The following is a 26,004-nucleotide window of genomic DNA, read 5'->3' on the forward strand; positions in this document are numbered from 1 at the left end:
GCCGGACCACCGGCACCACAAAATCAGGAGACTCTTTCATGAAATTGCATACCCTAACTGCTGCATTTGCTCTTGCCGGCCTCACGATGGCCGCGCCCGGACAGGCAGCAGGCATATCCGATGACGTCATTCGCATTGGCTTCATTACCGATATGTCCGGCCTGTATTCCGACATCGACGGCCCAGCCGGCGCAGAGTCGATCCGCATGGCGATCGCCGACGCCGGCGGCAGTATCGATGGCAAGAAAATCGAATTGCTGGTTGCCGACCATCAAAACAAGGCCGACATCGCCTCGGCCCGCGCGCGCGAATGGTTCGACGAAAACAAGCTCGACGTACTCATAGGCGGCACCAGTTCAGGTACGGCGCTGGCCATGGCCGGCGTAGCAGCGGAAAAAAAGAAACCGTTCATTGCCATAGGTCCTGGTGCGTCCGACCTCACCAATGCTCAATGCTCGCCTTATACCGTTCACTACGCCTACGACACGATTGCGCTGGCGCGCGGCACCGGATCTGCAGTCGTAAAGAATGGCGGAAAGTCATGGTTCTTCCTGACGGCCGACTACGCTTTCGGCCACGCGCTCGAGCGTGATACCGCCGCCGTGGTCAAAGCTTCGGGCGGCGAGGTCAAAGGTGCGGTCAGGGCGCCGCTGTCAACATCCGACTTCTCGTCATTCATGCTCCAGGCTCAGTCCTCGGGCGCAAAAATTCTGGGCTTGGCCAACGCGGGCGGCGACACCATCAATTCCGTCAAGGCTGCCAAAGAGTTCGGCGTAACCAACACCATGAACCTGGCCGGCCTGTTGGTGTTCATCAACGACATACACGCCCTTGGACTGGAAAACACTCAGGGCATGTACCTGACCAGCGGCTGGTATTGGGACAAGGACGACGCTTCCCGTAAATGGGGCGAACGTTTCTTCGAGAAGCACAAGCGCATGCCGTCATTCCTGCAAGCTGGCGACTATTCCGCCGTTAATTTCTATCTGCAAGGCGTCAAGGCCAGCGGTACCGACGACGGCGATGCATTGATGAAATGGATGAAATCAAACAAGGTCAACGACTTCTTCGCCAAGGACGGTTATGTCCGTGAAGACGGCCGCATGATCCACGACATGTACCTCATGCAAGTCAAGAAGCCATCCGAGTCCAAAAAGCCTTGGGACTACTACAACATCGTCGAGACCCTGCCAGGCGATAAAGTCTATGCATCCCTTGAAGAGTCCACCTGCAAATTCATCAAGAAATAAAGTCTGTTTCCCATGAAAGGCAATGCTCCAGGCTGCATGCGGGAGCATTGCCGTTATTGCTCTGAACATACCCGGCTTGTCAGGATTTCCCATACATATGACTGAACTATTCGGCATACCTATCCAAGCTCTACTCGGCCAGCTACTGCTGGGCTTGGTGAATGGATCATTTTACGCAGTACTATCGCTCGGCCTGGCTGTGATATTCGGTCTGCTGAACATCATCAATTTTGCACACGGCGCCCTCTACATGCTGGGTGCTTTCCTGGCCTGGATGGGACTTGCATACCTGGGCTTGAACTACTGGGTCATGCTCGTGGTCACGCCGCTGGTCGTCGGGGCATTCGGCATCCTTCTTGAACGCACGCTGATCCGCCACTTGTACAAGCTCGATCACCTGTACGGCCTGCTGCTTACCTTCGGCATTACGCTGCTCCTGGAAGGCCTGTTTCGCAGTATGTACGGCGTGTCGGGGCAACCCTATGCGACACCCGCCCTCCTTGCTGGCGGCGTGAACCTGGGCTTCATGTACCTGCCCATTTACCGCGGCTGGGTCGTCGTTGCGTCACTCGTCGTGTGCTTTGCCACGTGGTTCGTCATCGAGAAGACACGTCTCGGCGCATTATTGCGTGCCGGCACCGAAAATCCCAAGCTCGTCGAAGCCTTCGGTGTGAATGTCCCGCTAGTTGTCACGCTGACCTACGGCTTCGGTGTAGGGCTGGCCGGTTTTGCCGGCGTGCTTGCCGCGCCCGTCATGCAGGTATCGCCGCTGATGGGCTCGAACCTCATCATCGTGGTCTTTGCGGTTGTCGTGATTGGCGGCATGGGCTCTATCCTGGGGTCCATCGTCACAGGATTGGGTCTGGGCATCATCGAAGGCCTGACCAAGGTGTTCTGGCCCGAAGCCTCCAATACTGTTGTATTCATCATTATGGTCATTGTCTTGCTGCTGCGCCCTGCAGGTCTATTCGGGAAAGAAAAATGAATCGTCAATTGATAGGTTATTTACTGGTTGCGATCATAATTGCCTTCCTGCCGGCAATAGGCGCCTACCCTATTTTTGTCATGAAGGTAATGTGCTACGCCCTTTTTGCATGTGCTTTCAATCTCTTGCTGGGCTACACAGGTCTTCTGTCATTCGGTCACGCCGCGTTCCTGGGTGGAGCCGCTTACGCTACGGGACACTCTCTTGCCGTATGGGGTCTTCCAACCTTGGCGGGGTTGCTCTTTGGTACCGGCGTGGCAGCGGTACTGGGCCTGCTGATGGGCGCCCTGGCCATACGGCGCAGTGGCATCTATTTCGCCATGATCACATTGGCCATGGCGCAAATGGTGTTCTTCTACTTTCTTCAGGCACCGTTCACCCACGGTGAAGATGGATTGCAAGGCATACCACGCGGCAACATTTTCGGGCTGGATCTCAGCAACGACCTGAACCTGTATTACGTGGTCATGGTCATCTTCATCCTGGGCTTTGCCATATGCTGGCGCACCATCAACTCGCCTTTCGGCCAGGTTCTCAAAGCCATCCGGGAAAATGAACCTCGAGCAATTTCTTTGGGCTATAACGTCGACAATTTCAAGTTGCTGGTGTTTGTGCTGTCCGCGACGCTTGCAGGCCTGGCTGGCGCAACGAAAGCGCTCGTGTTCGTATCCGCAACGCTGTCGGATGCAACGTGGCAGATGTCGGGCATGGTCATTCTAATGACGCTGATCGGCGGACTCGGTACGTTCACAGGTCCTGTGCTGGGCGCGATTATCGTGGTGATGCTCGAAAACAAAGTCGGCGAGTTCGGACGGTTCTTGAGCCACGCGACTGGCATCCAGTGGTTCCAGGTGCTGGGTGAGTCGGTAACGATTGTGATCGGGCTGATCTTCATCATCTGCGTTATGGCTTTCCGCCGCGGGATCGTGGGTGAGCTGATTCATCTTTCCAAGACGAGAAAGGCGTAAACGCCTCTGCCAGTGAAGGAAGAAACGGACGCTGAATGCGTCCGTTTTTTTATTGCCGGCCGAACACCCCCCACTACGCCCCAGCGACTTCGGCGGAAGCCGCCTTCTTGGCATTTCCCAGTCCAAGATAACTTTCTATCACCCGTGGATTGCCGCTGAGCTCGCTGGCCCGGCCCTCGAGTACAACTTCGCCTGTCTCAAGCACATATCCATAGTCAGCCACCTGCAAGGCAGCACGGGCATTCTGCTCGACCAGCAGGATTGCGACGCCAGTGCTTCGCAAGCGCGAGATGATCTGGAAGATTTCCCTTACGATCTTTGGCGCCAGGCCCAGGCTGGGCTCGTCCAACATTAACAACTGAGGTTGAGCCATCAGCGCCCGGCCTACCGCCAGCATCTGGCGTTCGCCGCCAGACAGCGTGCCGGCCTCCTGGCTACGTCGCTCTTGCAGTCGCGGGAACAGATCGTAGACCTCGTGGATGGTCTCTTTCCAGCCATGCTTGCCAGCGCGATAGAGCCTGAAGCCGCCCAGCAGAAGATTATCTTCGACCGACATGCTGGCAAACAGTTCGCGCTTTTCGGGAACAAGGGAAATTCCGTCGGACACCCGGCGTTCCACCTGCCATGAGCCAATCTCGGCGCCCAGGTACTGGACCGAGCCGACACTGCTCCCGGACGCGGGAAGGCACCCCATGATGGAATTTAGCAGGGTGGACTTTCCGGCCCCGTTGCCGCCGATGACGGTCACAATGCTGCCGCGGGTGACAAGGATACTGGCTCCGGTCACCGCGTTGACCTTGCCATACCTGGCCGACAGGTCCGTAACCTTCAGGATGGGGTGTTTGGGCTTGTTGTCGCTCTTGCTCATGCCAGACCCCCTTGTGCGGTACCAGTGGCCGGAACATCAAAGTCGAAATCATCATCTATGCCGCCCAGATACGCGGCAAGTACCGCCGGGTTCTGCTGTACATCAGCGGGCTTGCCCTCTGCCAACTTGGTGCCGAAATCCATGACCACCAAATGATCGGTAAGATTCATAACGAAATCCATATCGTGTTCGACAAGCAGAATGCTCATGCCTTCCAGCCTCAGTTGGTCGAGCACTTTCGCCAACTCCTGTTTTTCCTTGTAGCGCAATCCCGCGGCCGGCTCGTCCAGCAGCAGTAACACGGGATCGGCCGCCAGGGCGCGCGCGATCTCGAGAATCCGTTGCTGGCCCAGCGCCAGATTCCCGGCCTGTTCGTACAGGTAATCACCCAGGCCCACTCGCTGAAGCTGCTTTGTCGCTTCATGTAAAAGCTTTGCTTCCTCACTCCGATCGACGCGCAAGGCAGCAGACAACACGCCGACCCTGCTGCGCAAATGTGCACCCAACGCCACATTCTCGAGCACTGTCATGGTTGGCAGCAGTTGCACATGCTGAAAGGTACGACCGACGCCCAGCCGGGCGATTTCACGAGAAGGCAGGATATCAAGGCGCTCTCCCAGGAACTGGACTTTGCCGCTGGTGGCGGGCAGCACGCCGGTAATCAGGTTGAACGTCGTGCTCTTTCCCGCGCCGTTAGGTCCGATCAGGCCCATGATTTCACCCGCTTTCAGCGAGAAGCTGATGTCATTGACAGCCACGAGCCCGCCGAATTCCTTGCGGATTTCCTGGACGTCCAGCACTAAAGAACCTTTCTCGGGGCGGGGGCGTTTTGTTAAGGCGGGAGCCGATGGCGGTGGGGCAACGCGGCGGCGTTCGGTGCGCCCAGTCAGAATGTTCCACCACGAGGCAAGAATGGGCCAGACGCCATCGCGCGCGTACTGCAGTACAAGTATCATCAAAACGCCGAATACGATGAGCTCGAAATTGGACGTTGTATCCAGTATCTTGGGTAATACGTTTTGCAGCTGGTCTTTAAGGGTCAGGATCAGGGTCGATCCCAGCACAGCGCCCCACACGCTGCCCGCACCGCCGACAACCGCCATGAACAGATACTCGATGCCATAGTTCAGCCCGAATGGGCTCGGGCTGACTGCGCGCTGCATATGGGCGTATAGCCAACCTGATACGCAAGCCAGCAAGGCGGCATAGACAAAGATGATCACCTTGTAATTCGCCATGTTGATGCCAAACGATTCCGCCATCCCGCCACCGCTTTTCAGCGCCCGTATGGCACGACCCGGGCGGGAGTCAAGCAGATTTCGGGTGGCCCACATGGCCAGCAATACAGCCACCCAGATCAAGTAATAAATATAGCGTCCGTTACCCATGGAAAGTCCGAAAATCCGGATCGGCGCAATACCGGCGATGCCGTCATACTGGCCGAGAAACTGGAGATTTCCAAAGAGATAGTACAAAGAAAGCGACCATGCCAGCGTGCCCAAGGGCAGGTAATGCCCCGACAAACGCAAGGTAATGGCTCCCAGCACGTAGGCCACCAGGAAAGTCACGGCAAGACCTATAAACAACGCGACCCAGGGTGACCATCCTATCGAGGTCGTAAGCCAAGCGGTGGTGTAGGCGCCAATTCCGACGAACGCCGCCTGTCCAAATGAAGTAAGACCGCCGACACCGGTCAACAGCAGCAGGCCGAGCACGACCAGGCTGGCCAGGCCGACATAATTTAGATGAGTGATCCAGAATTCAGGTGTGCTTGATGCCAATGGCAAACCGGCCAACACCAGAACGACAACGACCAGCAATATACGATTCATGATTTACTCCTCGTCGTCGCTATGATGAGCGCCAAAAGAGCGCCACAACAACACAGGAATAATGAGCGTAAACACAATAACCTCTTTGTAGGCACTGGCCCAGAATGAAGAAAAGGCTTCCAGGATGCCGACGAACAAGGCGCCGGCCGCTGCTATGGGATAGCTGATCAGTCCCCCGAAAATAGCCGCTACGAAGCCTTTAAGGCCGATAAGAAATCCCGTGTCGTAGTAGATGGTGGTGACGGGCGCAATGAGCATGCCTGACAGTGCCCCGATGGCAGCCGCCAACGTGAAGGTAAGGCTGCCCGACATATTGGTACTTATTCCCACTAGGCGGGCGCCTCGCCGGTTGACTGCGGTGGCCCGCAGGGCGCGGCCATACAAAGTTTTGCCAAAAAACACCCATAGGCCGATGATGAGCAGGGCACACGTACCCAACACGAAGAAAGTCTGGGCCGACCAGCTTACGGGCCCCATTTGAACCTCTCCTTCCATGAAGGGAGGCGTGCGCCAGCCCTCGGCGCCGAAAAAGACAAGCGCCAGGCCGGTAAGGGCGAAATGCACGGCCACTGAGATAATGAGCAAGACCAGCACGCTAGCTTCGGCAACTGGCTGGTACACCAGTCGGTACAGCATGGGCCCGAGGGGAACGACCAAGGCCATGGAGAACAGCACGTTGATCCATAGCGAGGTGTCTTTGCTGACGATATAGGGAGCCAGCAGATACATGATGACGGGAAGCAATAGTGTCCAGGCGGCGGTCTTGCCCATACCCGTCCAATTATTGCTGCGTAACGCGGTAAAAAACTCTACCGCGAACACGACCGCGCCGATGATGAGCAGGAGGTTGACGGTGCCGGGTATGCGGCCATTGACCATAAACGCCAGGGTCAGCGCCCCGAAGGCCACGAACTCACCCTGCGGTATAAAAATGACGCGCGTCACGACAAATACAAGCACCAGCGCCAGGCCCAGTAGCGCATAGATCGCCCCGTTCATGATGCCGTCTTGCAGCAGTATCAGTAATATCGTTGAATCCATGTCGGACAGCACCATAACAACGGGTACCGGCGAGCCCGGCGCCCTACTTCAGGAGGCAATAAATACCGGCCCGCGCGGCCGGTATCCGTATGCGCGTGAGCGTTCTCGCCTGCTCTGCGCGAACAGGCCCGGCCGCATTGTACGACCGGTCCTGAACAGTACCTATCAAAGATCAGGCTGGTATGTCCACTTGCCGTCGACCACCTTGACCATGACCCGGGCGCGCTGGTCCAATCCGGCATGATCGGTGGCGCTCATGTTGAACACGCCTTGCGAGGCGGGCAGGTCTTTGATTTGTTCGATGGCATCGCGCAATGCCTGGCGGAACTGCGGTGTTCCGGGCTTGGCCCCGCCCTTGAGCGCCTGGGGAATCGCGGTGGCGACCAGAAGACCCGCATCCCACATATGCCCGCCAAAGGTATTGATGGTGCCCTCGCCGTACTTTGCTTCGTATTTGGTTTTATATTCGAGCGCGCTCTTTTTGACTGGATTACTGTCGGGCAGTTGATCGGCCACCAGCAGAGGGCCGGCGGGCAGGATCATGTCGTTACAATCTTTGCCGCAGACACGCAGCACATCATTATTGGCCGCACCATGTGTTTGGTACATGATGCCCTTATAGCTGCGGCTTTTCAGCTCTCGCTGGGGCAAGGCAACCGGTGTGCCGGAGCCAGCCACCAGGATGCCGTCAGGCCTGGCGGCGACAAGCTTGAGAGCCTGGCCGGTTACGCTGGTATCGGTACGACCGTAGCGCTCGACGGCGACCATCTTGATACCCTTGGCCTTTGCGGCTTCGGTCATGACATTGAGCCAGCCTTCGCCATAGGCGTCACTATAACCAATGAAACCCAGGGTTTTTACACCTTGCTTTGCCATGGCGTCAGCCAATGCGCCAGCCATCAGCTGGTCATTCTGGGGCGTCTTGAAGACCCATTTGCGCGCGCCTTCCACGGGCTCGACGATTTTGGCATTCGCAGCCACGCTGATCATGGGCGTACTGGTTTCACCCGCCACGTCGACCATGGCCAGCGACCCAGGCGTAACCGACGTGCCGATAACGACATCCACCTTGTCATCCGTGATGAGCTTGCGCATGTTCTTGACCGCAACAGTTGTATCCGTGCCATCGTCGAGGACAATATATTCAATTTTCTGGCCTGCAATTTCTGTAGGCAGCAAGGCGACGGTATTGCGTTCGGGAATGCCCAACGACGCAGCGGGTCCGGTGCTGGCAACGGTAATACCGACTTTGATCTGCGCCGAAGCAAGCATCGGCAAGGCAAACGCGACGGCGCCTGCCAGCATCGAAAGCCGAAGTGACTGTTTAAGTTTCATTGTTTTGTCTCCATGGGGGCAGTGTCCGGCCGGAAATGGCAGCGGGGAAGTTATACAAAAAATAGCCCGTTCTTTGATTTAGCGTATCACGTGAAAACGGCAGAAAACATAGGTGTTTTCCATTTATGGTTTAAGGTTCTAGCAATTTTAGGGCGGATTCGCGATTATGGACAAAAATAGAAACAAAGTCTTTTAGGGGATTCCCTGCATAGACTGCACATAAAAAGTACCATGGGGTTGAACTTCTGCCTGCCTGCAAAGTCGATTAACATGACAATTGATATATGCGCAGCTTTTTATAGGTAGTCACGTGAACAAGATCCACAAAACCGACGCCGAATGGCGAGAACAACTTGGTCCCGAAGAATACGCCGTCGCTCGCGGCAAAGGCACGGAACGGCCCTTCACCGGCCGGTACTGGGATACGAGCGAATCCGGGATCTACCGGTGCATAGGTTGCGGCACGGCACTGTTCGCCTCCGATACCAAGTTCGATGCGGGCTGCGGCTGGCCAAGCTATTTCGAACCGCTAGACCCTGCCAATGTCCGCGAAGAAACCGATAGAAGCCATGGCATGGAACGCACCGAAGTGCTTTGCAACATCTGTGATTCGCATCTGGGTCACGTATTTCCCGACGGCCCCCCGCCAACCGGCAGGCGCTATTGCATCAACTCGGTATCCTTGAAGTTTGAACCCGTTAAATGAAGAAATTCCTTTTCGACCTTTTCCCGCTGATTCTTTTTTTCGTGGCGTTCAAGTTCTCCGATATCTTCACGGCAACTGCCGTCGCCATCGCAGCAGGTATAGGCCAGTTTATCTGGCTGAAGGCGACCGGCAAGGCCATCGAAGCCACCCACTGGATCAACCTTACGGTCATCATCGTCTTCGGCGGGGCTACGCTGTTTTTCCATAACGATGTGTTCATCAAATGGAAACCTACTGTGCTGTACTGGCTGTTTGCATGCATCTTGTTGGGCGGAAAGTGGTTTTTCGGACGCAACCTGATGCAGAAGCTCATGGGCGATAAGGTAAGCATGGCGCCGGCCGTCTGGGACAAACTGAATTACAGCTGGGCCAGTTTCTTCATTCTGTCGGGCGCGCTCAACCTGTATGTTGCATTTTCCGGTGCATTTACCGAAGCCCAGTGGGTCAATTTCAAAGTATTTGGCCTTATGGCTCTGCTGCTCCTGTTTGTGATTGCACAGTCAGTATGGCTTGGCAAGCACATGAAAGACGAGAACGAACCACTGACCGCCGTGCCGACACCCCGAAAAGAAGAGAGGTCCTGATGTCTACAGAACGTATGGACCTGCTTCGGGAGCGCCTGCAATCACTGGTGCCCACGCAACTTGACATCATTGATGAATCACATTTTCACGCTGGCCATGAGGGCAGTAAAAACGGCGCAAGCCACTTCCGTGTCGTGATCCGGTCGGAACAATTTTCCGGGCTCTCCACCGTGGCCCGCCACCGACTTGTGTATGATCGCGTTCACGATCTAATGCCTTATCCCATTCACGCCCTGGCAATCGATGCCAAAGCCAACCAGTAAAAGGATCTACATGAAACGTCTCGCCGTATTCGCAGCAGCCTGCGCGATTGCCGTCCCAGCCTATGCGCAAACCGTCGCCACCGTTAATGGCCAGGCCATTACGCAAGCGAAGCTGGATCAATTCGTTGCCCTGCTGGTCAGCCAAGGGGCCCCCGACACGCCCGAACTCCGCACACAAGTCAAGCAGGAAATGGTCAATCGCCTTGTTGCAGTCCAGGCCGCAGAAAAGGCCGGCATCGACAAACAACCCGCCGTCACCCAGGAAATCGAATTGGCCCGCCAAGGCATATTGGTTCGTGCACTGATGGCCGACTACCTGAAGAAAAATCCGGTCACCGACGCCAAGATCCAGGCTGAATACGAAAAAATCAAGAAAGAGCAAGCCGGTAAACAAGAATACAAGCTGCGTCATATCCTGGTCAAAGAACAGAAGCAAGCTGAAGACCTGACAGCGGCAATCAACAGCAAGAAAACCACATTCGATGCGGCCGCCAAGAAAGATTCACTGGATCCAGGCAGCGGCAAGAACGGTGGCGATCTAGGCTGGGGGCCCGCAAGCAACTATGTGCCTGAATTCGCTGAAGCCGTCGAAGGACTGAAGAAAGGCGAAATGACGACCAAACCCGTGAAGACTCAGTTCGGCTGGCACATCATCCAGGTCGAGGACAGTCGTGAAGTCAAGTTCCCCGAGCTGAAAGAGGTCAAGCCGCAAATTGAAGAAATGCTGCATCAGCAGCAGCTGGCCGAATTCCAACAAGGCCTGATCAAGAACGCTACCATCAAGTAAAAACTGCTATACACAGCCGTCATTCCCCTCGAACCAGGAATGACGGCGAAGCGTCGGTCCATATGCAACATGCCGTATTGCAGCCAGACGCGAACATTTTCCTTGTCGGTTTACCCCAGATCCAGCAGCGCTTTCAGAGCGTCTTCATCCAGTACCGGTACGCCAAGTTCCCGGGCTCTCGCAAGTTTGCCGCCTGCGTCCTCCCCCGCGACCACGTATGCGGTCTTCTTTGACACCGACCCACTGACCTTTCCACCCGCGGCCAGAATATGACGCGTCGCGTCGTCGCGCGTCCAGGTGGGCATGGTTCCCGTTAGCACGAACGTTTTCCCTGCAAGGCGTTGCTGACCGGCGGGCGCCACCTCCAACTTGGGGTGTACCCCTGCGCTGGCAAGCGCCGCAATCACTTCGCGGTTGTGCGCCTCGGCGAAGAACCGGGTAATCGACGCGGCCACCACCGGCCCGACATCGTTCACGGCAAGCAACTGTGATTCATCGGCGTTCATCAGTGCGTCGATAGAGCCGAAATGCCTAGCCAGGTCTCGCGCTGTGGTTTCTCCCACATGTCGTATGCCCAGGGCGTACAGTAGTCGCCCAAGCTCGGGCGTGCATGCCTGCTTCAGCGCCCCCACCAGCTTCTCGGCCGACTTGCGGCCCATGCGTTCGTAGGATGCCAGTTCAAGCACAGTCAGCGTGAATAGATCGGCCAAGGACTTCACCCGCCCACTGTCCACCAACTGGTCCACCAGTTTTTCGCCGAGTCCCTCGATGTCAAGCGCCTTGCGGCTCACCGCATGAATGATGCTTTGCTTGCGCTGGGCAGCACAGAACAAGCCGCCGGTACAACGCGAAATGGCTTCATCTTCAAGGCGTTCGACGGCCGAGCCGCATACCGGACAAGTCTTCGGCGTCTGATACAGCACAGTGCCCTTCGGACGCAATTCCAGCACCGGCCCGACCACTTCCGGGATGACATCGCCAGCCCGTCGCACAATGACGGTGTCGCCGATACGTACATCTTTACGGCGGATCTCGTCCTCGTTGTGCAAGGTCGCATTGGTGACGGTCACACCGCCGACAAAAACCGGCTTCAGGCGGGCGACCGGTGTAATGGCCCCCGTACGCCCCACTTGCACATCGATGCCGACGAGGGTTGTCGTTTCTTCCTCGGCGGGAAACTTGTGCGCGATGGCGAAGCGCGGCGCTCGGGCCACGTATCCCAGCACACCCTGGGCAGCCAGGGAGTTCACCTTGTAGACCACTCCATCGATATCAAATGGAAGTTGCGCGCGGACGCTGCCCGTCTGATCATAAAATGCCAAGAGGCCATCTGCGCCTTTGACAACCTGGCGGGCGTCGTTGACCGGAAGCCCCAGCTGCTCGAACCAATCCAGCATTCCAGCATGGGTGGTGCGCGGCATGGAAGACTCACCGGCCTCTTGCTGGAACAGATCGATGTGTCCATCGTGACGGATGCGGATTTCGCCCCAACCATAGGCAAAAAATCGCAAGGGCCTGGTTGCAGTGATGCGGGGATCCAGCTGGCGCAGGCTCCCCGCCGCAGCATTGCGCGGGTTTACAAATATTTTCTCGCGACGACGTTGTTGCGCCTGATTCAGCGCTTCGAAGTCATGCCGGTGCATGAGCACTTCGCCACGCACTTCCAGCACCTCAGGGAAGTCGCCGGAGAGCTTCAACGGCACGGAGCGCAAGGTTCTAATGTTGCCGGTGACATCTTCACCGGTCTGCCCGTCGCCACGCGTGGCTGCCTGAACGAGACGGCCCTGCTCGTAGCGCAAGCTGATGGCCAGGCCATCGAACTTCAGCTCGACGACATACTCGACCTGCGCATCGCCGCCAAGCATGCCGGCTCCTTTCAGTGTCTCGGACACCCGCTTGTCAAAAGACACCACATCTTCCGTTGCGAAGGCATTGCCCAACGAGCGCATGGGCACGGCATGCCGTACGCTGCCGAAGGCGGCCAGCGGAGCGGCACCCACCCGTTGCGTCGGTGAATCCGGCGTAATGAGATCTGGATGCGCCTCTTCCAGCGCCACCAGCTCTTTCATCAGCCTGTCATAGTCGGCGTCGGAGATGATGGGCGCGTCGTGCACATGATAAAGGCGATTATGCCGTGCGATCTCGGCGCGCAATTCGTCCAGCCTTTGCGCAACCGGAATCCTGGGGCCAGTACTCACGAAAAAACCCTTGCCGTGCGCTCGGTACCGGCCTCGAACCCTGCTTCGTGAAGACGTGTATACAGGCCGAGGAGCTGCTTGTCGATGGCACGGTCGGTCTCATTGGGTAGGGGGTTGCCCTGATCGTCGAGCAATACGGCATCCAGACGGCCGGCCAAGTCGCGTCCCACGCTGGCCATGCGGCTGAATGCCTGCTCGTCGGGCGGACTGTTGGGCAGATCCAGCAGCAGGTCGATGCGGTCCACCCCAGCAGATTGCACTTCCCTGGCATGCACGCCATCGAACAGAACCGTAAATCGCGGTAGGCCGGTGTCGGCCATCCATGCCAGCTGGGAACCGTAAGGTAAGAATCCCACATCCTTAAGCACTTGGCTGACATGGCTTACCGCCTGTGTGCCCGGCAAGCGCAAGGCCAGGCCGACCTGAGCATCCAGGCGCGCGCAGAGTTCATCCAATTGTGCAGCACGCTGCATGACCTGCTCTTGTTCCGGCGCCTCGATAGCCCCATCGAATCGTTCAGCCAGGCGTTGAGCCATGGACCAAAGATGCGACCATTCGATATCGGTCAACGGTCCACTGCGATTGGCCAGCAGTATCGAGAGCTGCATTGACACATAGTTCTCGTTGGGCCGCAGCTTTGCCCGATGGCCGCCGCCTTCGCGCTCGGCGAAGATACGCACCGGCTTGTTGCCAGCCTTGTGCATGGACTGGACTGCCGCCTGCAATTGGGCCGTGCCGACCGGCTGCGCAAAGTTGATGTCGATGACGACTTCGCAAGCCGGGTCTACCTCGGCCGGGTCGTCGGCAGCGAGTTCTTCGACCGGATCACGCAGCCCAAAGCCAGGCTCGCGCCTTCCCGCGGCGCTCGGTACGCTGCTGCCCATCAGGGGGTCATGCTCACGCTCGGGGAAATGTTCCTGCATTTTTTGGCGTATACGCCTGTCTTGCCACCAATTGAACAGGAGCACGACCAGGATCAGTACAACGCCCAGGAGAATCAACCCGATTTGCAAATCACTCATATGTCAGTCCGCCGTATCACCAAATATTTATGCATTTATGCATGCTCGTAATCAGACCTCAGCAAGTTGCAGGGCCGAGTCGATATCTACCGCCACAATACGCGATACACCTTGTTCCTGCATGGTAACGCCAACCAGTTGCTTGGCCATCTGCATTGCAATTTTATTATGCGAAATAAAGAGAAACTGCGTCTGTTCGCTCATGCTGCTGACCAGATTCGCATAACGCTCGGTATTGGCGTCATCCAGCGGCGCGTCCACCTCGTCCAGCAGACAGAACGGCGCCGGATTCAACTTGAACAGCGCGAAGACCAGCGCGGTGGCGGTCAGTGCCTTTTCACCCCCCGACAGCAAGTGTATGGTGCTGTTGCGTTTTCCTGGCGGCTGGGCCATGACCTGCACGCCAGCGTCGAGAATCTCATCGCCGGTTATCGACAGGCGCGCCTCGCCGCCCCCGAAAAGACGCGGAAACAACTCGCCGAAGTGGAAATTGACCTTGTCGAAGGTATCTTGGAGCAGTTCACGTGTTTCGCGGTCGATTCTACGAATCGCATCTTCCAGGGTCTCGATGGCCGAGGTCAGGTCCTGATGCTGCGCATCCAGGAAACCTTTGCGCTCGCTGGCCGAATTCAATTCATCGAGAGCGGCCAGGTTGACCGGGCCGAGCGCATCCACTACGCGTGAAATTCGTTGAACTTCCGACTGAAGCCAGCCTGTACGCTGCCACTCTTCGGGACGCTGTTCGATGAGCTCGCGCAGCGCTTGCCGGTCGACCTGGTGCGCGTCCAGTTGCTCTGCAAATTGTTCAACAGCAAGGCGCGCCGCCTGCTCCTGCAGCTGCAGCTCCATGATGCGGGCACGTCGCGGTTCCAGCGAGCGCTCCAGCGTCAAACGCTCTTCATCGGCACTGCGTAGCGCCGCCGCCAGGTTGTCCAGCTGAATGCGTGCGAGGCTTAGTGCTTCTTCACGTTCCGCACGCAATTCCAGCGCGTCCTGCAGGCCCGCCTGTGATGCCGACGCATCGAGTTCGAATAGCTCGCCCTGCAGCCCGTCCAGTTCGGTACCTGCACGCCGCGCCTGATCGACCGCCAATTGCAAATTGCGATTCAGGTCCGCAATACGCGTCTGCAAGGCGCGCTCGGCGAACTCGGATTCCTGCACCGCGCGTTCCAGGTCGCGTAAATGCACACGCGCATTCTCTGCCTGCAGGGCGAGTTCCTCCCCCGATATTTCGGCGCCAGAATAGCGCTCCTGATGCTCTGCCAGCTGAGCGTCGAGTACGTCGAAACGCGCCTCGGCTTCTTCCTTGCCAGCCAGCAATTCTTCAGTTTGCATGGCGATCTCGGCCAGGTCTTCCCTGATGCGGGTCGCGCGCTCTTCCGACTGCTCGGCTTGTTGCTGCAATCGCGAGTGTTCGAGTTGCACATCGTGGAGACGACGTGTCAGCTCGGACAGGCGCTGACGCGCCGGCGCCAGCGCCTGCGAACCCTGTTGCCAGGCGCTCTCGGCCTGGCTCACGACGACGAGCGCCTGATCGGCCACCAATTGGCGCGCCTTCAGGTCACGCCGCAAATTCTCGATCTCCTGCTGCCTGGCCAACATGCCCGCCTGCTCCGAATCAGGCGCATAGAAGCGGACGCTATGCATATCGACCAGGTGGCCTTCCTTGACCACATACACCCCGCCCGCCGGCAACTCGGCCCGCAAAGCAAGCGCCTGGGCAAGGTCGGCGCAAACAAAGACTCCATCCAGCCATTGTCCCATCAAGGTCTGCAGATCGAGGTCCGTAAGGCGCAGCAGGGTACTTAGCGGCTTCGGGCCATTGGCGGACAACGTTGTCGCGGATGCGGGCGGAACCTGATAGAAAGCCAGCCGCGCGGGAGGCGCGTCATCGGCAAAGGCACGCGCATGCTCCAGATGGCGAATCTCCAGTCCACTCATGCGCTCGCGAAGCACGGCCTCTAATGCCGTTTCCCAACCTGCTTCGATATGGAGCTTTTGCCATAAACGCCCCAGGCCAGCCAGTTCATGACGCGCCAGCCAAGGCTCGAGGGCGCCCTGCTTTTGCACATCGTCCTGCAAGGCGGTCAGAGCCGCGAGACGTGCGTCCAGACGGGCTACGACCTGTGATGCCTCTTGCGAGACTGCCTGTGCGTCACGACGTTGTTCCTCCAGCGCTGGCAGCCGGTCCTCGAGTTCCAGCAGTTGGCCTTGGGTTTCCTGGAGTTGCGCCTGCATGGCGGAAATATCACCAGCCAGCCGCACTATGTTGTCCGGGTCGGGTGCATTAAGGTTGCGCAGATCCTGCTCAAGGCGCTCCTTGCGCATCTCGAGCGCCTGCAACTGCCGGTCGGCATCGCGTTGGGTCTGGGCGACCAGCGCCAGATCCTGTTGAACGCGCGCCAGCACGCCGCGCATCTGATCCCTTGCAGTGGCCGCAAGACGCAGTCTGCTCTCGATATCGGGCAAATGCGTCTGGGCCTCTTCAGCGCGCGCACGAAATTCTTCCGTCCGACCCGCTGCTGTTTCGAGATCGGCTTCGGCCTCTGCGATTTGCTCGGTGCAATGCGATTGTTGGTCAGCCCACTCTTGCAACTGCACTTGAAGCTGATCGCGGCGGGCCTGCACCCGGTTACGCGAATCCACCACATGCCGAATTTCCGCCTCGAGCCGGCTTACCTGGGCACCCGCTTCGAAAAGCAGTCCTTGTGCCGCATGAACCGTGTCACCAGCTGAGTAATGCGCCTGGCGCCTGGTTTCAAGCGCCGACTCGCCAGCGCGCAGACTAGCGGTAGCCGCTTCAAGTTCAGTTTGCGCATGTTCGATCGCCAGGAATTTATCTTGCTGGTCCTGGCGGGCGTTACTTTCCTTCAACAACCACAGCGCATGTTGTTTCTGTTCGCCGTCCTCCTGCAAGGCACGATACCGCTGTGCGACCTCGGCTTGTGCCTCGAGTTTTTGTAGCTGACTTTCGAGTTCGCGCAGTATGTCTTCAACCCGAATGAGATTTTCCCGGGTGTCTGCCAGGCGACTGCCTGTTTCCCGGCGCCTCTCTTTGTAGCGCGACACACCCGCCGCTTCTTCCAGGAAAACCCTGAGCTCTTCGGGTCGCGCTTCGATCAGGCGATTGATCATCCCCTGCCCAATAATTGCGTAACCCCGTGAACCCAGCCCCGTGCCCAGGAATATGTCATGAATGTCGCGACGGCGCACCTGCTGGTTGTTGACGTAGTAGCTGCTCGCACCGTCACGCGTGAGCACGCGTCTTACGGCGATTTCCGCATAGGTGCTCCATTGGCCGACCGCACGTCCTTCTGTATTGTCGAATACCAGCTCTACCGATGCGCGGGCGGCCGGCTTGCGGTGACCCGACCCGTTGAAAATGACGTCCTGCATGGACTCGCCGCGCAACTCCGATGCCTTGGTCTCCCCAAGTACCCAGCGGACAGCATCGATGATGTTGGACTTGCCGCAACCGTTAGGACCGACCACTCCGACCAACTGGCTGGGCGTGGGAATGACCGTCGGCTCGACAAATGATTTGAAACCGGCAAGTTTTATTTGGGTCAGACGCACAATAAGCGAGCATTAGAAGGAATGAAGCGACACGCCGGATGCGCGATCCCGGCGATCGAAAGACCTGCGAATAAACAACGTGGAATGCCTGGCTGAGATCGTCTCGTATGATAACGCACCGGGAGCGCAACGACGTCCGAAAAGAAACTACGCTATGATTTTCCGTCAACTCATCGCACCAAAGTTATACTCACTAACATTTTTCTCTTCAGTGTCGTCCGTTGCTTTACTAACCCCTCAATCGAGACTTTCCATTGAAAAAAGGCTTTTATCTGGTCATGATAGCGCAGGCGTTTTCGTCCGTGGCAGACAATGCATTGCTCATCGCCGCCATCGCGTTAATTGCTGATTTGCAAGGTCCCGACTGGATGGCGCCCATGATGAAATGGTGGTTCGCACTAGCCTATGTAGCGCTGGCCGCGTTTGTTGGCGCATTCGCCGATGCCTTTCCCAAAGGAAAGGTGATGTTCATCACAAATGCGATCAAAGTGGGCGGATGTCTGCTGATGTTCTACTGTCAAAGCTTGGGCCTGGCCAATGACGAACAATTATTCCTGGTATTTTGCGCTTACACCCTGGTGGGCATCGGAGCTGCGGCGTACTCGCCAGCAAAATACGGCATCGTTACAGAGATGCTGCCACCGGAACTTCTGGTGAAGGGAAACAGCTGGATCGAAGGGCTGACCGTCCTGTCTATCATCGCCGGCACGGTTCTGGGCGGCGTACTCATCAACCCGGCCGTCTCCCAGGTATTGCTCGCCCAGCCCTGGATCAATGCGCTGGTGCAGACTCGAACCGAAGCTGCCATTTTGTGTATCGGCGTGGTGTACCTGCTGGCTGCCGCCACCAATCTGCTGATTCCTTCCACCAATGTGCGCTATCCCAAACAGCACAGGAATCCCTTTACGCTGATCAGCGACTTCGGCGGCTACGTCCGTATCCTCTGGCGAGACAAGATAGGGCAAATATCGCTTGCCGTGACGACGCTGTTCTGGGGCGCAGGCGCCACGCTCCAATTCATTGTCATCGAATGGGGCGCAAGACACCTGGGCTACCGCCTGGATCAGGCATCCGTGCTGATGGGCGTCGCCGCCATCGGAACAGTTGGTGGGTCGATTCTTGCCGGCCGTGTTCCGTTGAAGCGTGCCCTGTCGGTCTTGCCGGTGGGCGTAATAATGGGATTTGCGGTAATGTTCATGCCCATCGTGCACGAGCGCTGGGCGGTATACACCGTGTTGTTGATCATAGGTGGGCTATCCGGATTTTTTGTGGTGCCCTTGAACGCGCTATTGCAACATCGTGGACATGTCCTGCTTTCAGCGGGTCATTCCATCGCCGTGCAGAATTTCAATGAACAATTGAATATCTTGCTGATGCTGGCTCTCTATAGCCTTATGTTGTGGCTGAACCTTCCGATCAACGTGATCATCATCATATTCGGCTTGCTGGTCGCATCGCTCATGTTGCTGTTTATCCACTGGAATCGATGCAATCACCGTGCCGATCCGCGCCTGGAAAACACGATCGGCCAACACGGACATGGCCAGGCGCTAAGGCATTAATGCGTTGGCCGGTCCTGCGTTGTATGGCCGCAGACTATGGCGCGAGCCAGGTTCAGGTCCTGCCATGCATCAGCCTTATGTTGTGGCCGTACCAGCAGCGCCGCCGGATGATACGTCACCACCAACGGGATAATCTGGCCATCTTGACTGCTTAGATGGTGAACCCGCCCACGCAATGCTTCGAGTTCACTGTCAGTGCCTAACAGGGCCTGCGCAGCCAGCTTGCCCAGCGCCAGCACACGGCGCGGCTTCAAGAGCGATATCTGGCGCCGCAAATAAGGCAGGCAAGCTTCGATCTCTTCTGGTCTGGGCGTGCGATTGCCCAAAGGGCGACATTTGATCAGGTTCGTGAAAAACACTTGGGACTCCTGAACCCCGATCGATGAGAGCATAGCCTGGAGCAAAACGCCCGGTCTTCCCTGGAACGGCAGCCCCATCTTGTCATCATGTTCGCCGGGCGCCTCGCCGACCAGCAGCCATTCCGGCGCGTCGACGGCGCCAGTGCCAAATACGGTCTGGCTACGCCCAGCCTGCAGGCCGCACGCCGAGCAAACGGCGATAAAATTCTGCAAGTCCTCCCAGACCTGGGGAATGATTTGCACTTCGGCGATGTGTCGCAAGCCAGGCGTCGTATCGGAAGCATCCACAGTGCCAGGCGGCATGGATTCAATTACGTCAGGGCCGCGCCGAGAGGTGGGCACGGGTCCCGCGGCGACCACTGCAGGCGTCGATTCGGCGTCCACGCGCCCGATGTTTGCCGCGTACCGGGCAAGCATGCGCTTATCGAGGCCGATTTCCTGAAGCCAGGCAAGCTGCAATGCATTGAGCGCCGGTGCGCCATGGATATCAGAATTGTTCATGCTTCATTAAGCCGTTTTTGCATCACACAAGCGTCCTCTCGCCGACCATACCCTGCGGGATAATAGTCTTTACGAACTGCAATCTGCTCGTATCCATGATGTCGATAAAATTCCAGAGCACCGGCGTTGGATGGGCGCACCTCCAGGACAACGGCTGGCAGACCGCGTGCCACGGCCTCGCGCTCACATCGCCTGATCAGGGCAGCCCCTATGCCTGTCTTCTGCGATGACGGCGACACGGCTATGACGAGCAGATGGGCCACATCAGGGGCGAACATGGCCATGCAAAAGCCGGCGATGCGGCTTCCCTGCTCGGCAACCCAAGCTCCGTAGCCAGCTTCAAGACCATCGGCAAAGTTGCCGCGGGTCCAGGGGAACGATTGCACGGATTGCTCGATGGCGGCAACCTGCTCAAGATCACCGGCTGCCATGGGCCGTATCGCGGCCAGATGCTGTGCCGCCTTGGGGTTGCCGCCCTTGCCTTCTTGACGTTCAAGTGTCGTGTAGGCCACTTTATCCCTAACATAAAGAGGGGCTGCGAACTCCGGTTCGACACCGCCCACGGTGTGCCATGCAATGAGGGCAAGCCGGGCGATGGTTTCGGCATCGGGCCGTAAAGGCCGCCCTAGCTGCACATCGGGCTGCTCGACTTGCAATTGCGCAAGCGCGGGGAAGGCGGTGAGCGCATCGCCGACCAGTCGAACAGGCAGAACTTCCGAATTTTTAGCCTGCCAGGCTGGCCGTGAAAGCTCGAGCCATGGGCCTACGTCTGCGGCGTTCAGCAGGATAGGCTCCTGAAGCTCGCGCCACCCGCTCGCCGCATCCCCGTCGGCCTGGTAGACGGCCAGATAGACCTCCCCCATACGCGCATCCTGCAGCACGACCGATATGGGACACAATGCCGCCGCCGGATCGAAATTGCGTGCCGCAACGGCTTGCAGAGACGAAATCGGCAAAACGGGGATACCGAGCGCGAATGCAATTCCCTGGGCAACTCCGCAAGCCACGCGCAAACCGGTGAAACCGCCTGGTCCCTGGCCAAAGGCCACAGCGCTCAAGTCGCTGCGAAAGACGCCCGCCTTTGCCAGCAAGTCGTCTGCCATGGGCAGCAAGCGTTCGGCATGCTCGCCAGTGCCGTCATGGTTCAGGGAGTGAAGTTGTAAACGCCCGTCTGCCTGTGTCAAGAGGGCAACTCCGCATTGGCTGGAGGATGTCTCAAGCGCTAAAATATGTAAAGTCATGAGTGCATTTTAAACGCCGCAGGGATATCCTTGACAAGGAGGACAGAGCGTAAGACGTTCAGCCGACAGACGGCCCCGCATCGCCACTCTAAACTAGCACCGTCAAGGCCCTCTCTCAAGTCATATGTCGTCACCGATACGTAATAGGACCAGGCAAATTTGTAGTAAGTACTACCTCCTTTATATCCAGATACTTATTATGTAATATCTTGCAACGAGCCCTGTACGGGTCAACTCAGCCCTGTTACATTTTCCCTATGAATACACAAAACCAATCTCTATCTCGCAAAATTCTCGTCGTCGACGACGACCCCCGGCTCCGCGATCTGCTGCGCCGGTATTTGTCGGAACAGGGTTTCAATGTTTTCGTAGCCGAAGATGCCAAGGAAATGGGCAAATTATGGCAGCGCGAACACTTCGACCTGCTCGTTCTGGATCTGATGTTGCCTGGTGAGGATGGACTATCGATTTGCCGCCGCCTGCGAGGCGGGCACGACAATACACCCATTATCATCCTGACCGCGAAAGCCGAGGAAATAGATCGCATCGTAGGATTGGAAATGGGCGCTGACGACTACCTCTCCAAGCCTTTCAATCCACGAGAACTTCTCGCCCGCGTCAATGCCATTCTGCGGCGCCGCGGCACCGAAGAGCATCCTGGTGCACCCAGCCAGGAAAACGAATCCATTGAATTCGGTCCGTATGTACTGAATTTGTCCACGCGCACCCTGACCCGCAATAACGAGCAGGTCCCTATCACGACCGGCGAATTCTCGGTATTGAAGGTGTTTGCACGGCACCCAAAGATCCCGCTTTCCCGCGACAAGCTTATGGAATTGGCTCGCGGGCGTGAATACGAAGCATTCGACCGTAGCCTCGATGTCCAGATATCCCGTCTGCGTAAATTGGTGGAACCTAATCCCTCCAAGCCGGTATTCATCCAAACGGTCTGGGGCCTGGGGTATGTTTTCGTACCAGATGGCGGGCACTAACAGCGAGCGGGCATAACCTTGCAGCAACAGGTTCTGGCCGCAGCCCCCAAGCAGCATAAGAAGGCCAAGACGCGCGTGCGCCTTGGCCTGTTCAGCCGTTCTTTCCTGTTGTTGGCGGGACTCATGCTGGTCAGCCTTGGAGCCTGGCTCCAGGTCTTCTTCAGCATGGAGGAAGGGCCGCGCGCGGCCCAGATGGCCCAACGTGTGACGACGGCCGTCAGTATCACGCGCTCTGCCCTGATCTATGCGCCACGCAGCGTAAGGCCAGCGCTGCTCCTTGACTTGGCAACGAAGGAGAGCCTGCGTGTGCAACCACGCGAAAGCACCGACGTCCACGAGCCATTGCCCAACTCCAATTACTGGAACCACGTCGCGGGTAACATCAAGGAACGGCTGGGTCCAGAGACCCAGGTCATGTGGTCGGTCAACCAGACACCGGGTGTATGGGTCAGTTTCGAGATCAATACGGATCGGTACTGGCTGGTTTTCGACCGCGAACAACTCGGGCTTACAGCAGGCGCCGAATGGCTGGGATGGGGCGCGACGGCCCTAGTGCTGGCGCTGGTCGGAGCGGCGATCAGCGTACGCTTCGTGAATCGTCCTTTGGCTCAACTGGCCAAGGTCGCAAGGCAACTGGCTCGTGGCGAAACACCTTCGCCGCTGCCCGAAAAAGGGCCGGCTGAAATTCGCGACTTGAATATGGCATTCAACCGGATGGCGCGCGACATCCGCCAAACCGAGGCAGATCGCGAAATAATGCTGGCGGGCATTTCACATGACCTGAGGACGCCACTGGCGCGTATGCGCCTTGAAATCGAGATGAGCGACGTCACCGACGAAGCACGCCAGGCCATCGACGAAGACCTCGGGCAAATTGACCACAGTATCGGTCAACTCATGGAATACGCTCGCCCGGCCGGCGTGGTGCCTGATCAAGGAATCGATGTATCCTCCGTGTTGCGCGATCTGTATGAACGCGAACGCAGCCACACTGAATCGCTGGGAGGCGCGCTGGCCGCATCGATCGAGCCGAACCTCTACGCCAAGATCAATGCCCACGACCTCAAGCGCATTATCAGCAATCTCATCGAAAATGCACGTCGCTACGGACGTACACCGTCTGACGGCCGCGCTCACATCGAACTGGTCGCAAGACAGCAGGGCAACATACTTGCCATTGAAGTCAAAGACCAGGGTACCGGTATCGCCCCTACCGATATCCAACGTCTGTTGAGGCCATTCTCCCGCGGGGAGTCGGCGCGCACCGGAGTCAGCGGGGCTGGACTCGGTCTTGCCATCGTCGAGCGGCTTCTAGGACAGGTAGGCGGGCAACTGGAGTTGATCTCACATCCCAAAGGCGGGCTGGTTGCGCGCATCGAAATTCCTAAGGTTCGAGTCAGGAATTATCAGTTAGACACTGATACCCAATAGCGTAGAATTTCAATGATCGGACGTATCGTGTACGTTCAACATCATCCACTTACTTACTATCAGGAGCTCACATGAAAACAGTAGGCGATAAACTCGAACCCTTCAAAGTCGCGGGCGTCAAGCCGGGCTTCAATATGCACGAAGAGAACGGCGTCTCCGCGTTCGAAGAAATCACCGAAAGTTCATTTCCGGGCAAGTGGAAAATCATCTATTTCTATCCCAAGGATTTCACCTTTGTGTGTCCCACTGAAATCGTGGGCTTCAATGCGCTTGTCCAAGACTTCGAAGATCGCGACGCCATCCTGATGGGGGGATCGGTCGATAACGAATTCGTCAAGCTGGCATGGCGACGTGAACACCCCGACCTGAGCAAGCTGGGCCACTATCAGTTTGGCGATACCACAGGGGCACTGGTCGATCAGCTTGGCATCCGTGAAAAAAATGAAGGCGTCGCCCTGCGTGCCACATTCATCGTCGATCCCGACAACATCATCCAGCACGTTTCGGTGAATAACTTGAATGTGGGCCGCAATCCGGAAGAAATCCTGCGCCTGCTCGACGGCCTGCAAACTGACGAGCTTTGCCCGTGCAACCGGGCGCTCGGCGGCGATACACTCTGATCCCCATGGAATTCCTGTCGACCATCAAGGCCATGATCCCGGATTGGGCCAAGGACATACGCCTCAACCTTGACGCCACCATCGCCCGTTCCTCGCTCAAGGCGGATGACGCGACAGGAGTCGCCCTGGCGGCTGCCTACGCGGCTCGCAGCAATACCTTGCTGCAAGCGTTCAAAAGCGGTCTATCAGAGGCGGACGCCACCGGCGTACTGACAGCAGCCGCCCTCATGGGGATGAACAATACCTACTACCCTTATGTGGAAATGTCGGGTGATGAGCGGCTCAAGACGCTGCCTGCTCAATTGCGCATGAATGCATACGCCACCCACGGAGGAATAGATCAGGCCCGATTCGAACTCTTCGCCCTGGCGGCGTCCATCGTGGGGAAATGCCACTTCTGCGTCAATTCGCACTATGCCAATCTGAAGAAGGCCGGATACACGGCCGAACAGCTGCGCGATGTAGGGCGTATTGCATCAGTGGTAAACGCGGCAGCGCTGGTAATTACCGCTGAGGCATAATAAAAAGGCGGTCACCCTGCGTAGCGGCAATCAGATGCTGGCCAATAACGCTACGGCCGTGGCCGCTATGCCTTCCTTGCGGCCCAGATAGCCAAGGCTTTCATTAGTCTTGGCTTTTATATTGACATCGTCTATCGACACAGCAAGGTCTGCGGCGATATTGGACACCATAATTGGAGCATGCGGACCGATCTTAGGCGCTTGCGCGTGCACCGTCGCATCTATGTTTACAACAGCCCACCCCTTTTCCCTTACCTTGTCCATGGCTGCGCGCAACAGAACCCTGCTGTCCGCGCCCTTGTAGGTCGGGTCGGTGTCGGGAAAATGCCGACCGATGTCACCCAGGCCGGCGGCCCCAAGGATGGCATCCGTAACAGCGTGCAGAAGCACGTCGGCGTCAGAGTGGCCCAGCAAACCATGGGTATGCGGGATCGTGACACCCCCGATAATCAAGGGGCGACCCTCTACCAGGGCATGTACATCGAAGCCCTGTCCGACGCGTACGGGAAAATTCATATGTGCTCCATAAAGCGCTTGATTTTGCGGGATTCAGTACTTACAACCATTTTTCCATCAATTCGAAATCTTCCGGCCAGGTTACCTTGAAATTACGCGACGACCCAGGAATCAAACACGGAGCACTCCCAGCCATTTCCATGGCTGAGGCTTCGTCGGTGATTTCACTACCGGCAAGGTCGACCCGTTGCAGCGCATTCAGCAAATGCAAGGCGGGAAACATTTGAGGAGTCTGGGCCAGCCATAAGCCATCGCGCTCCAGGGTCCGTTCCACAGTCGCCAAGGTACTGCCCGTTGCGGACGCCCGCCCACCACGGAGCTTGATCAGCGGGCACGCCTGCTTCACCGTATCGCCCACCGGCAGAGCAAGCAGGCCGCCCGTATTCAACTGAAGACAGCTATCAATAAGACGGGCCAAGGCATCGGCCGGCAGACCGGGACGGGCAGCATCATGAACCAATACCCAGTCATCGACGCCCATACTTGCGTCCCGCATTGCAGCCAACACGGTTTGTGCGCGACTGGGGCCACCGCAGCGCCGCCAGACAGTCCGTTCGAGTCCCAGCAATGCCTGCTCCACCCAAATGTCGTGTGGGGCTACCGCCACCCTCACCTGTGCTATGCGCGCGTCGGCCAGCAATGCCTTCACCGCCCAACGCAACATGGGCTCGCCGTTCAATAGCCGGTACTGTTTGGGCAGAGCCGCTGCGCTCAATCCCATGGCGGGTCCGCCCTCTTGGCTGCCGGGACCATATTGGGAGGGTGCCGCGCCTGCGGACTGGGCGCGCGTGCCGATGCCCGCCGCCGGGACAATTGCAATCAGTTTCTTATACATAGGAAAGGCAT

Annotated in this window: 23 protein-coding genes; 12 read left to right on the forward strand and 11 right to left on the reverse strand. The window is 57.6% G+C overall.

What is annotated here, in order from left to right; all coding sequences use genetic code 11:
• Window positions 1-38 precede the first annotated feature (38 nt).
• The 3 genes from CR155_RS10450 to CR155_RS10460 all read left to right on the forward strand — a co-directional run bounded on the left by CR155_RS10450 (window position 39) and on the right by CR155_RS10460 (window position 3,203).
• Entirely contained in the window at window positions 39-1,250 is a 1,212-nt protein-coding gene (locus CR155_RS10450) for an ABC transporter substrate-binding protein (RefSeq protein ID WP_102069977.1), read from the forward strand.
• A 97-nt stretch (window positions 1,251-1,347) separates the two neighbouring features.
• Window positions 1,348-2,235, forward strand: coding sequence for a branched-chain amino acid ABC transporter permease (locus CR155_RS10455; protein WP_102070160.1), 888 nt, complete (start codon window positions 1,348-1,350; stop codon window positions 2,233-2,235).
• Window positions 2,232-3,203 (forward strand): branched-chain amino acid ABC transporter permease, encoded by a 972-nt coding sequence (locus tag CR155_RS10460; RefSeq protein WP_102069978.1) that lies wholly within the window; start codon window positions 2,232-2,234, stop codon window positions 3,201-3,203. Before CR155_RS10455 ends, CR155_RS10460 begins: the two co-directional genes overlap by 4 nt.
• 73 nt (window positions 3,204-3,276) lie before the next feature.
• Here the strand turns inward: CR155_RS10460 and CR155_RS10465 are convergent, their stop codons facing one another.
• From CR155_RS10465 to CR155_RS10480, 4 genes are all read right to left on the reverse strand, one after another.
• Entirely contained in the window at window positions 3,277-4,071 is a 795-nt protein-coding gene (locus CR155_RS10465) for an ABC transporter ATP-binding protein (protein WP_102069979.1), read from the reverse strand.
• Window positions 4,068-5,903 (reverse strand): branched-chain amino acid ABC transporter ATP-binding protein/permease, encoded by a 1,836-nt coding sequence (locus CR155_RS10470; RefSeq protein ID WP_102069980.1) that lies wholly within the window; start codon window positions 5,901-5,903, stop codon window positions 4,068-4,070. Before CR155_RS10470 ends, CR155_RS10465 begins: the two co-directional genes overlap by 4 nt.
• A gap of 3 nt (window positions 5,904-5,906) precedes the next feature.
• A complete protein-coding gene (locus CR155_RS10475) occupies window positions 5,907-6,944 on the reverse strand; it encodes a branched-chain amino acid ABC transporter permease (protein WP_102070161.1) in 1,038 nt (345 codons plus the stop codon).
• Between the two features lie 165 nt (window positions 6,945-7,109).
• Complete coding sequence (locus tag CR155_RS10480; protein ID WP_102069981.1) at window positions 7,110-8,279, reverse strand: ABC transporter substrate-binding protein; 1,170 nt, start codon at window positions 8,277-8,279, stop codon at window positions 7,110-7,112.
• A 310-nt stretch (window positions 8,280-8,589) separates the two neighbouring features.
• Between CR155_RS10480 and msrB the strand changes: the two genes are divergently transcribed.
• Genes msrB through CR155_RS10500 form a run of 4 tightly spaced genes read left to right on the forward strand, consistent with a single transcriptional unit; the run spans window position 8,590 to window position 10,619 of the window.
• Entirely contained in the window at window positions 8,590-8,985 is a 396-nt protein-coding gene (gene msrB, locus CR155_RS10485) for a peptide-methionine (R)-S-oxide reductase MsrB (RefSeq protein ID WP_102069982.1), read from the forward strand.
• The gene (locus CR155_RS10490; RefSeq protein WP_102069983.1) at window positions 8,982-9,569 is read left to right on the forward strand and encodes a septation protein A; all 588 of its coding nucleotides are present in this window, start codon (window positions 8,982-8,984) and stop codon (window positions 9,567-9,569) included. Before msrB ends, CR155_RS10490 begins: the two co-directional genes overlap by 4 nt.
• Window positions 9,569-9,832, forward strand: coding sequence for a BolA family protein (locus tag CR155_RS10495; protein ID WP_102069984.1), 264 nt, complete (start codon window positions 9,569-9,571; stop codon window positions 9,830-9,832). Before CR155_RS10490 ends, CR155_RS10495 begins: the two co-directional genes overlap by 1 nt.
• Window positions 9,833-9,842: 10 nt before the next feature.
• On the forward strand, window positions 9,843-10,619 hold the full coding sequence (locus CR155_RS10500; RefSeq protein WP_102069985.1) for a peptidylprolyl isomerase: 777 nt from the start codon (window positions 9,843-9,845) through the stop codon (window positions 10,617-10,619).
• 110 nt (window positions 10,620-10,729) lie between these two features.
• Here CR155_RS10500 and ligA read toward each other — a convergent pair whose 3' ends face one another.
• The 3 genes from ligA to smc are packed head-to-tail and all read right to left on the reverse strand — an operon-like array spanning window position 10,730 to window position 17,415.
• On the reverse strand, window positions 10,730-12,817 hold the full coding sequence (ligA, locus tag CR155_RS10505) for an NAD-dependent DNA ligase LigA (RefSeq protein ID WP_233214128.1): 2,088 nt from the start codon (window positions 12,815-12,817) through the stop codon (window positions 10,730-10,732).
• Entirely contained in the window at window positions 12,814-13,839 is a 1,026-nt protein-coding gene (locus tag CR155_RS10510) for a cell division protein ZipA C-terminal FtsZ-binding domain-containing protein (protein ID WP_102069986.1), read from the reverse strand. The genes ligA and CR155_RS10510 overlap by 4 nt, the downstream gene beginning before the upstream one ends.
• Before the next feature lie 51 nt (window positions 13,840-13,890).
• Window positions 13,891-17,415, reverse strand: a complete 3,525-nt coding sequence (smc, locus tag CR155_RS10515; protein ID WP_102069987.1) for a chromosome segregation protein SMC — start codon at window positions 17,413-17,415, stop codon at window positions 13,891-13,893.
• Between the two features lie 254 nt (window positions 17,416-17,669).
• Here smc and lplT point away from each other — a divergent pair, with 254 nt between their 5' ends.
• Window positions 17,670-18,977, forward strand: coding sequence for a lysophospholipid transporter LplT (lplT, locus tag CR155_RS10520; protein WP_102069988.1), 1,308 nt, complete (start codon window positions 17,670-17,672; stop codon window positions 18,975-18,977).
• Here the strand turns inward: lplT and CR155_RS10525 are convergent.
• The gene (locus tag CR155_RS10525; RefSeq protein WP_233214131.1) at window positions 18,974-19,837 is read right to left on the reverse strand and encodes a uracil-DNA glycosylase; all 864 of its coding nucleotides are present in this window, start codon (window positions 19,835-19,837) and stop codon (window positions 18,974-18,976) included. The genes lplT and CR155_RS10525 overlap by 4 nt on opposite strands.
• Window positions 19,834-21,078 (reverse strand): tRNA (adenosine(37)-N6)-threonylcarbamoyltransferase complex dimerization subunit type 1 TsaB, encoded by a 1,245-nt coding sequence (gene tsaB / locus CR155_RS10530; protein WP_102069989.1) that lies wholly within the window; start codon window positions 21,076-21,078, stop codon window positions 19,834-19,836. The genes CR155_RS10525 and tsaB overlap by 4 nt, the downstream gene beginning before the upstream one ends.
• 257 nt (window positions 21,079-21,335) lie before the next feature.
• Here tsaB and ompR point away from each other — a divergent pair, with 257 nt between their 5' ends.
• The 4 genes from ompR to CR155_RS10550 all read left to right on the forward strand — a co-directional run bounded on the left by ompR (window position 21,336) and on the right by CR155_RS10550 (window position 24,642).
• Entirely contained in the window at window positions 21,336-22,070 is a 735-nt protein-coding gene (gene ompR / locus CR155_RS10535; protein ID WP_073106027.1) for an osmolarity response regulator transcription factor OmpR, read from the forward strand.
• 18 nt (window positions 22,071-22,088) lie between these two features.
• Entirely contained in the window at window positions 22,089-23,501 is a 1,413-nt protein-coding gene (locus CR155_RS10540) for a sensor histidine kinase family protein (protein ID WP_233214140.1), read from the forward strand.
• A gap of 71 nt (window positions 23,502-23,572) precedes the next feature.
• Complete coding sequence (locus tag CR155_RS10545; protein WP_102069990.1) at window positions 23,573-24,121, forward strand: peroxiredoxin; 549 nt, start codon at window positions 23,573-23,575, stop codon at window positions 24,119-24,121.
• A 5-nt stretch (window positions 24,122-24,126) separates the two neighbouring features.
• Window positions 24,127-24,642, forward strand: a complete 516-nt coding sequence (locus CR155_RS10550) for a carboxymuconolactone decarboxylase family protein (protein WP_102069991.1) — start codon at window positions 24,127-24,129, stop codon at window positions 24,640-24,642.
• Window positions 24,643-24,672: 30 nt separating this feature from the next.
• Here the strand turns inward: CR155_RS10550 and ispF are convergent, their stop codons facing one another.
• Window positions 24,673-25,158 carry a 2-C-methyl-D-erythritol 2,4-cyclodiphosphate synthase gene (gene ispF, locus CR155_RS10555; protein WP_102069992.1) on the reverse strand — a complete coding sequence of 162 codons (486 nt, stop codon included), beginning with the start codon at window positions 25,156-25,158 and terminating at the stop codon, window positions 24,673-24,675.
• A gap of 40 nt (window positions 25,159-25,198) precedes the next feature.
• On the reverse strand, window positions 25,199-25,993 hold the full coding sequence (locus CR155_RS10560) for an IspD/TarI family cytidylyltransferase (RefSeq protein ID WP_102069993.1): 795 nt from the start codon (window positions 25,991-25,993) through the stop codon (window positions 25,199-25,201).
• Window positions 25,994-26,004: the final 11 nt, after the last annotated feature.

Source organism: Pollutimonas nitritireducens, from assembly GCF_002849615.1.
In the GTDB taxonomy this organism is placed as follows: Bacteria; Pseudomonadota; Gammaproteobacteria; order Burkholderiales; family Burkholderiaceae_B; genus Pollutimonas; species Pollutimonas nitritireducens.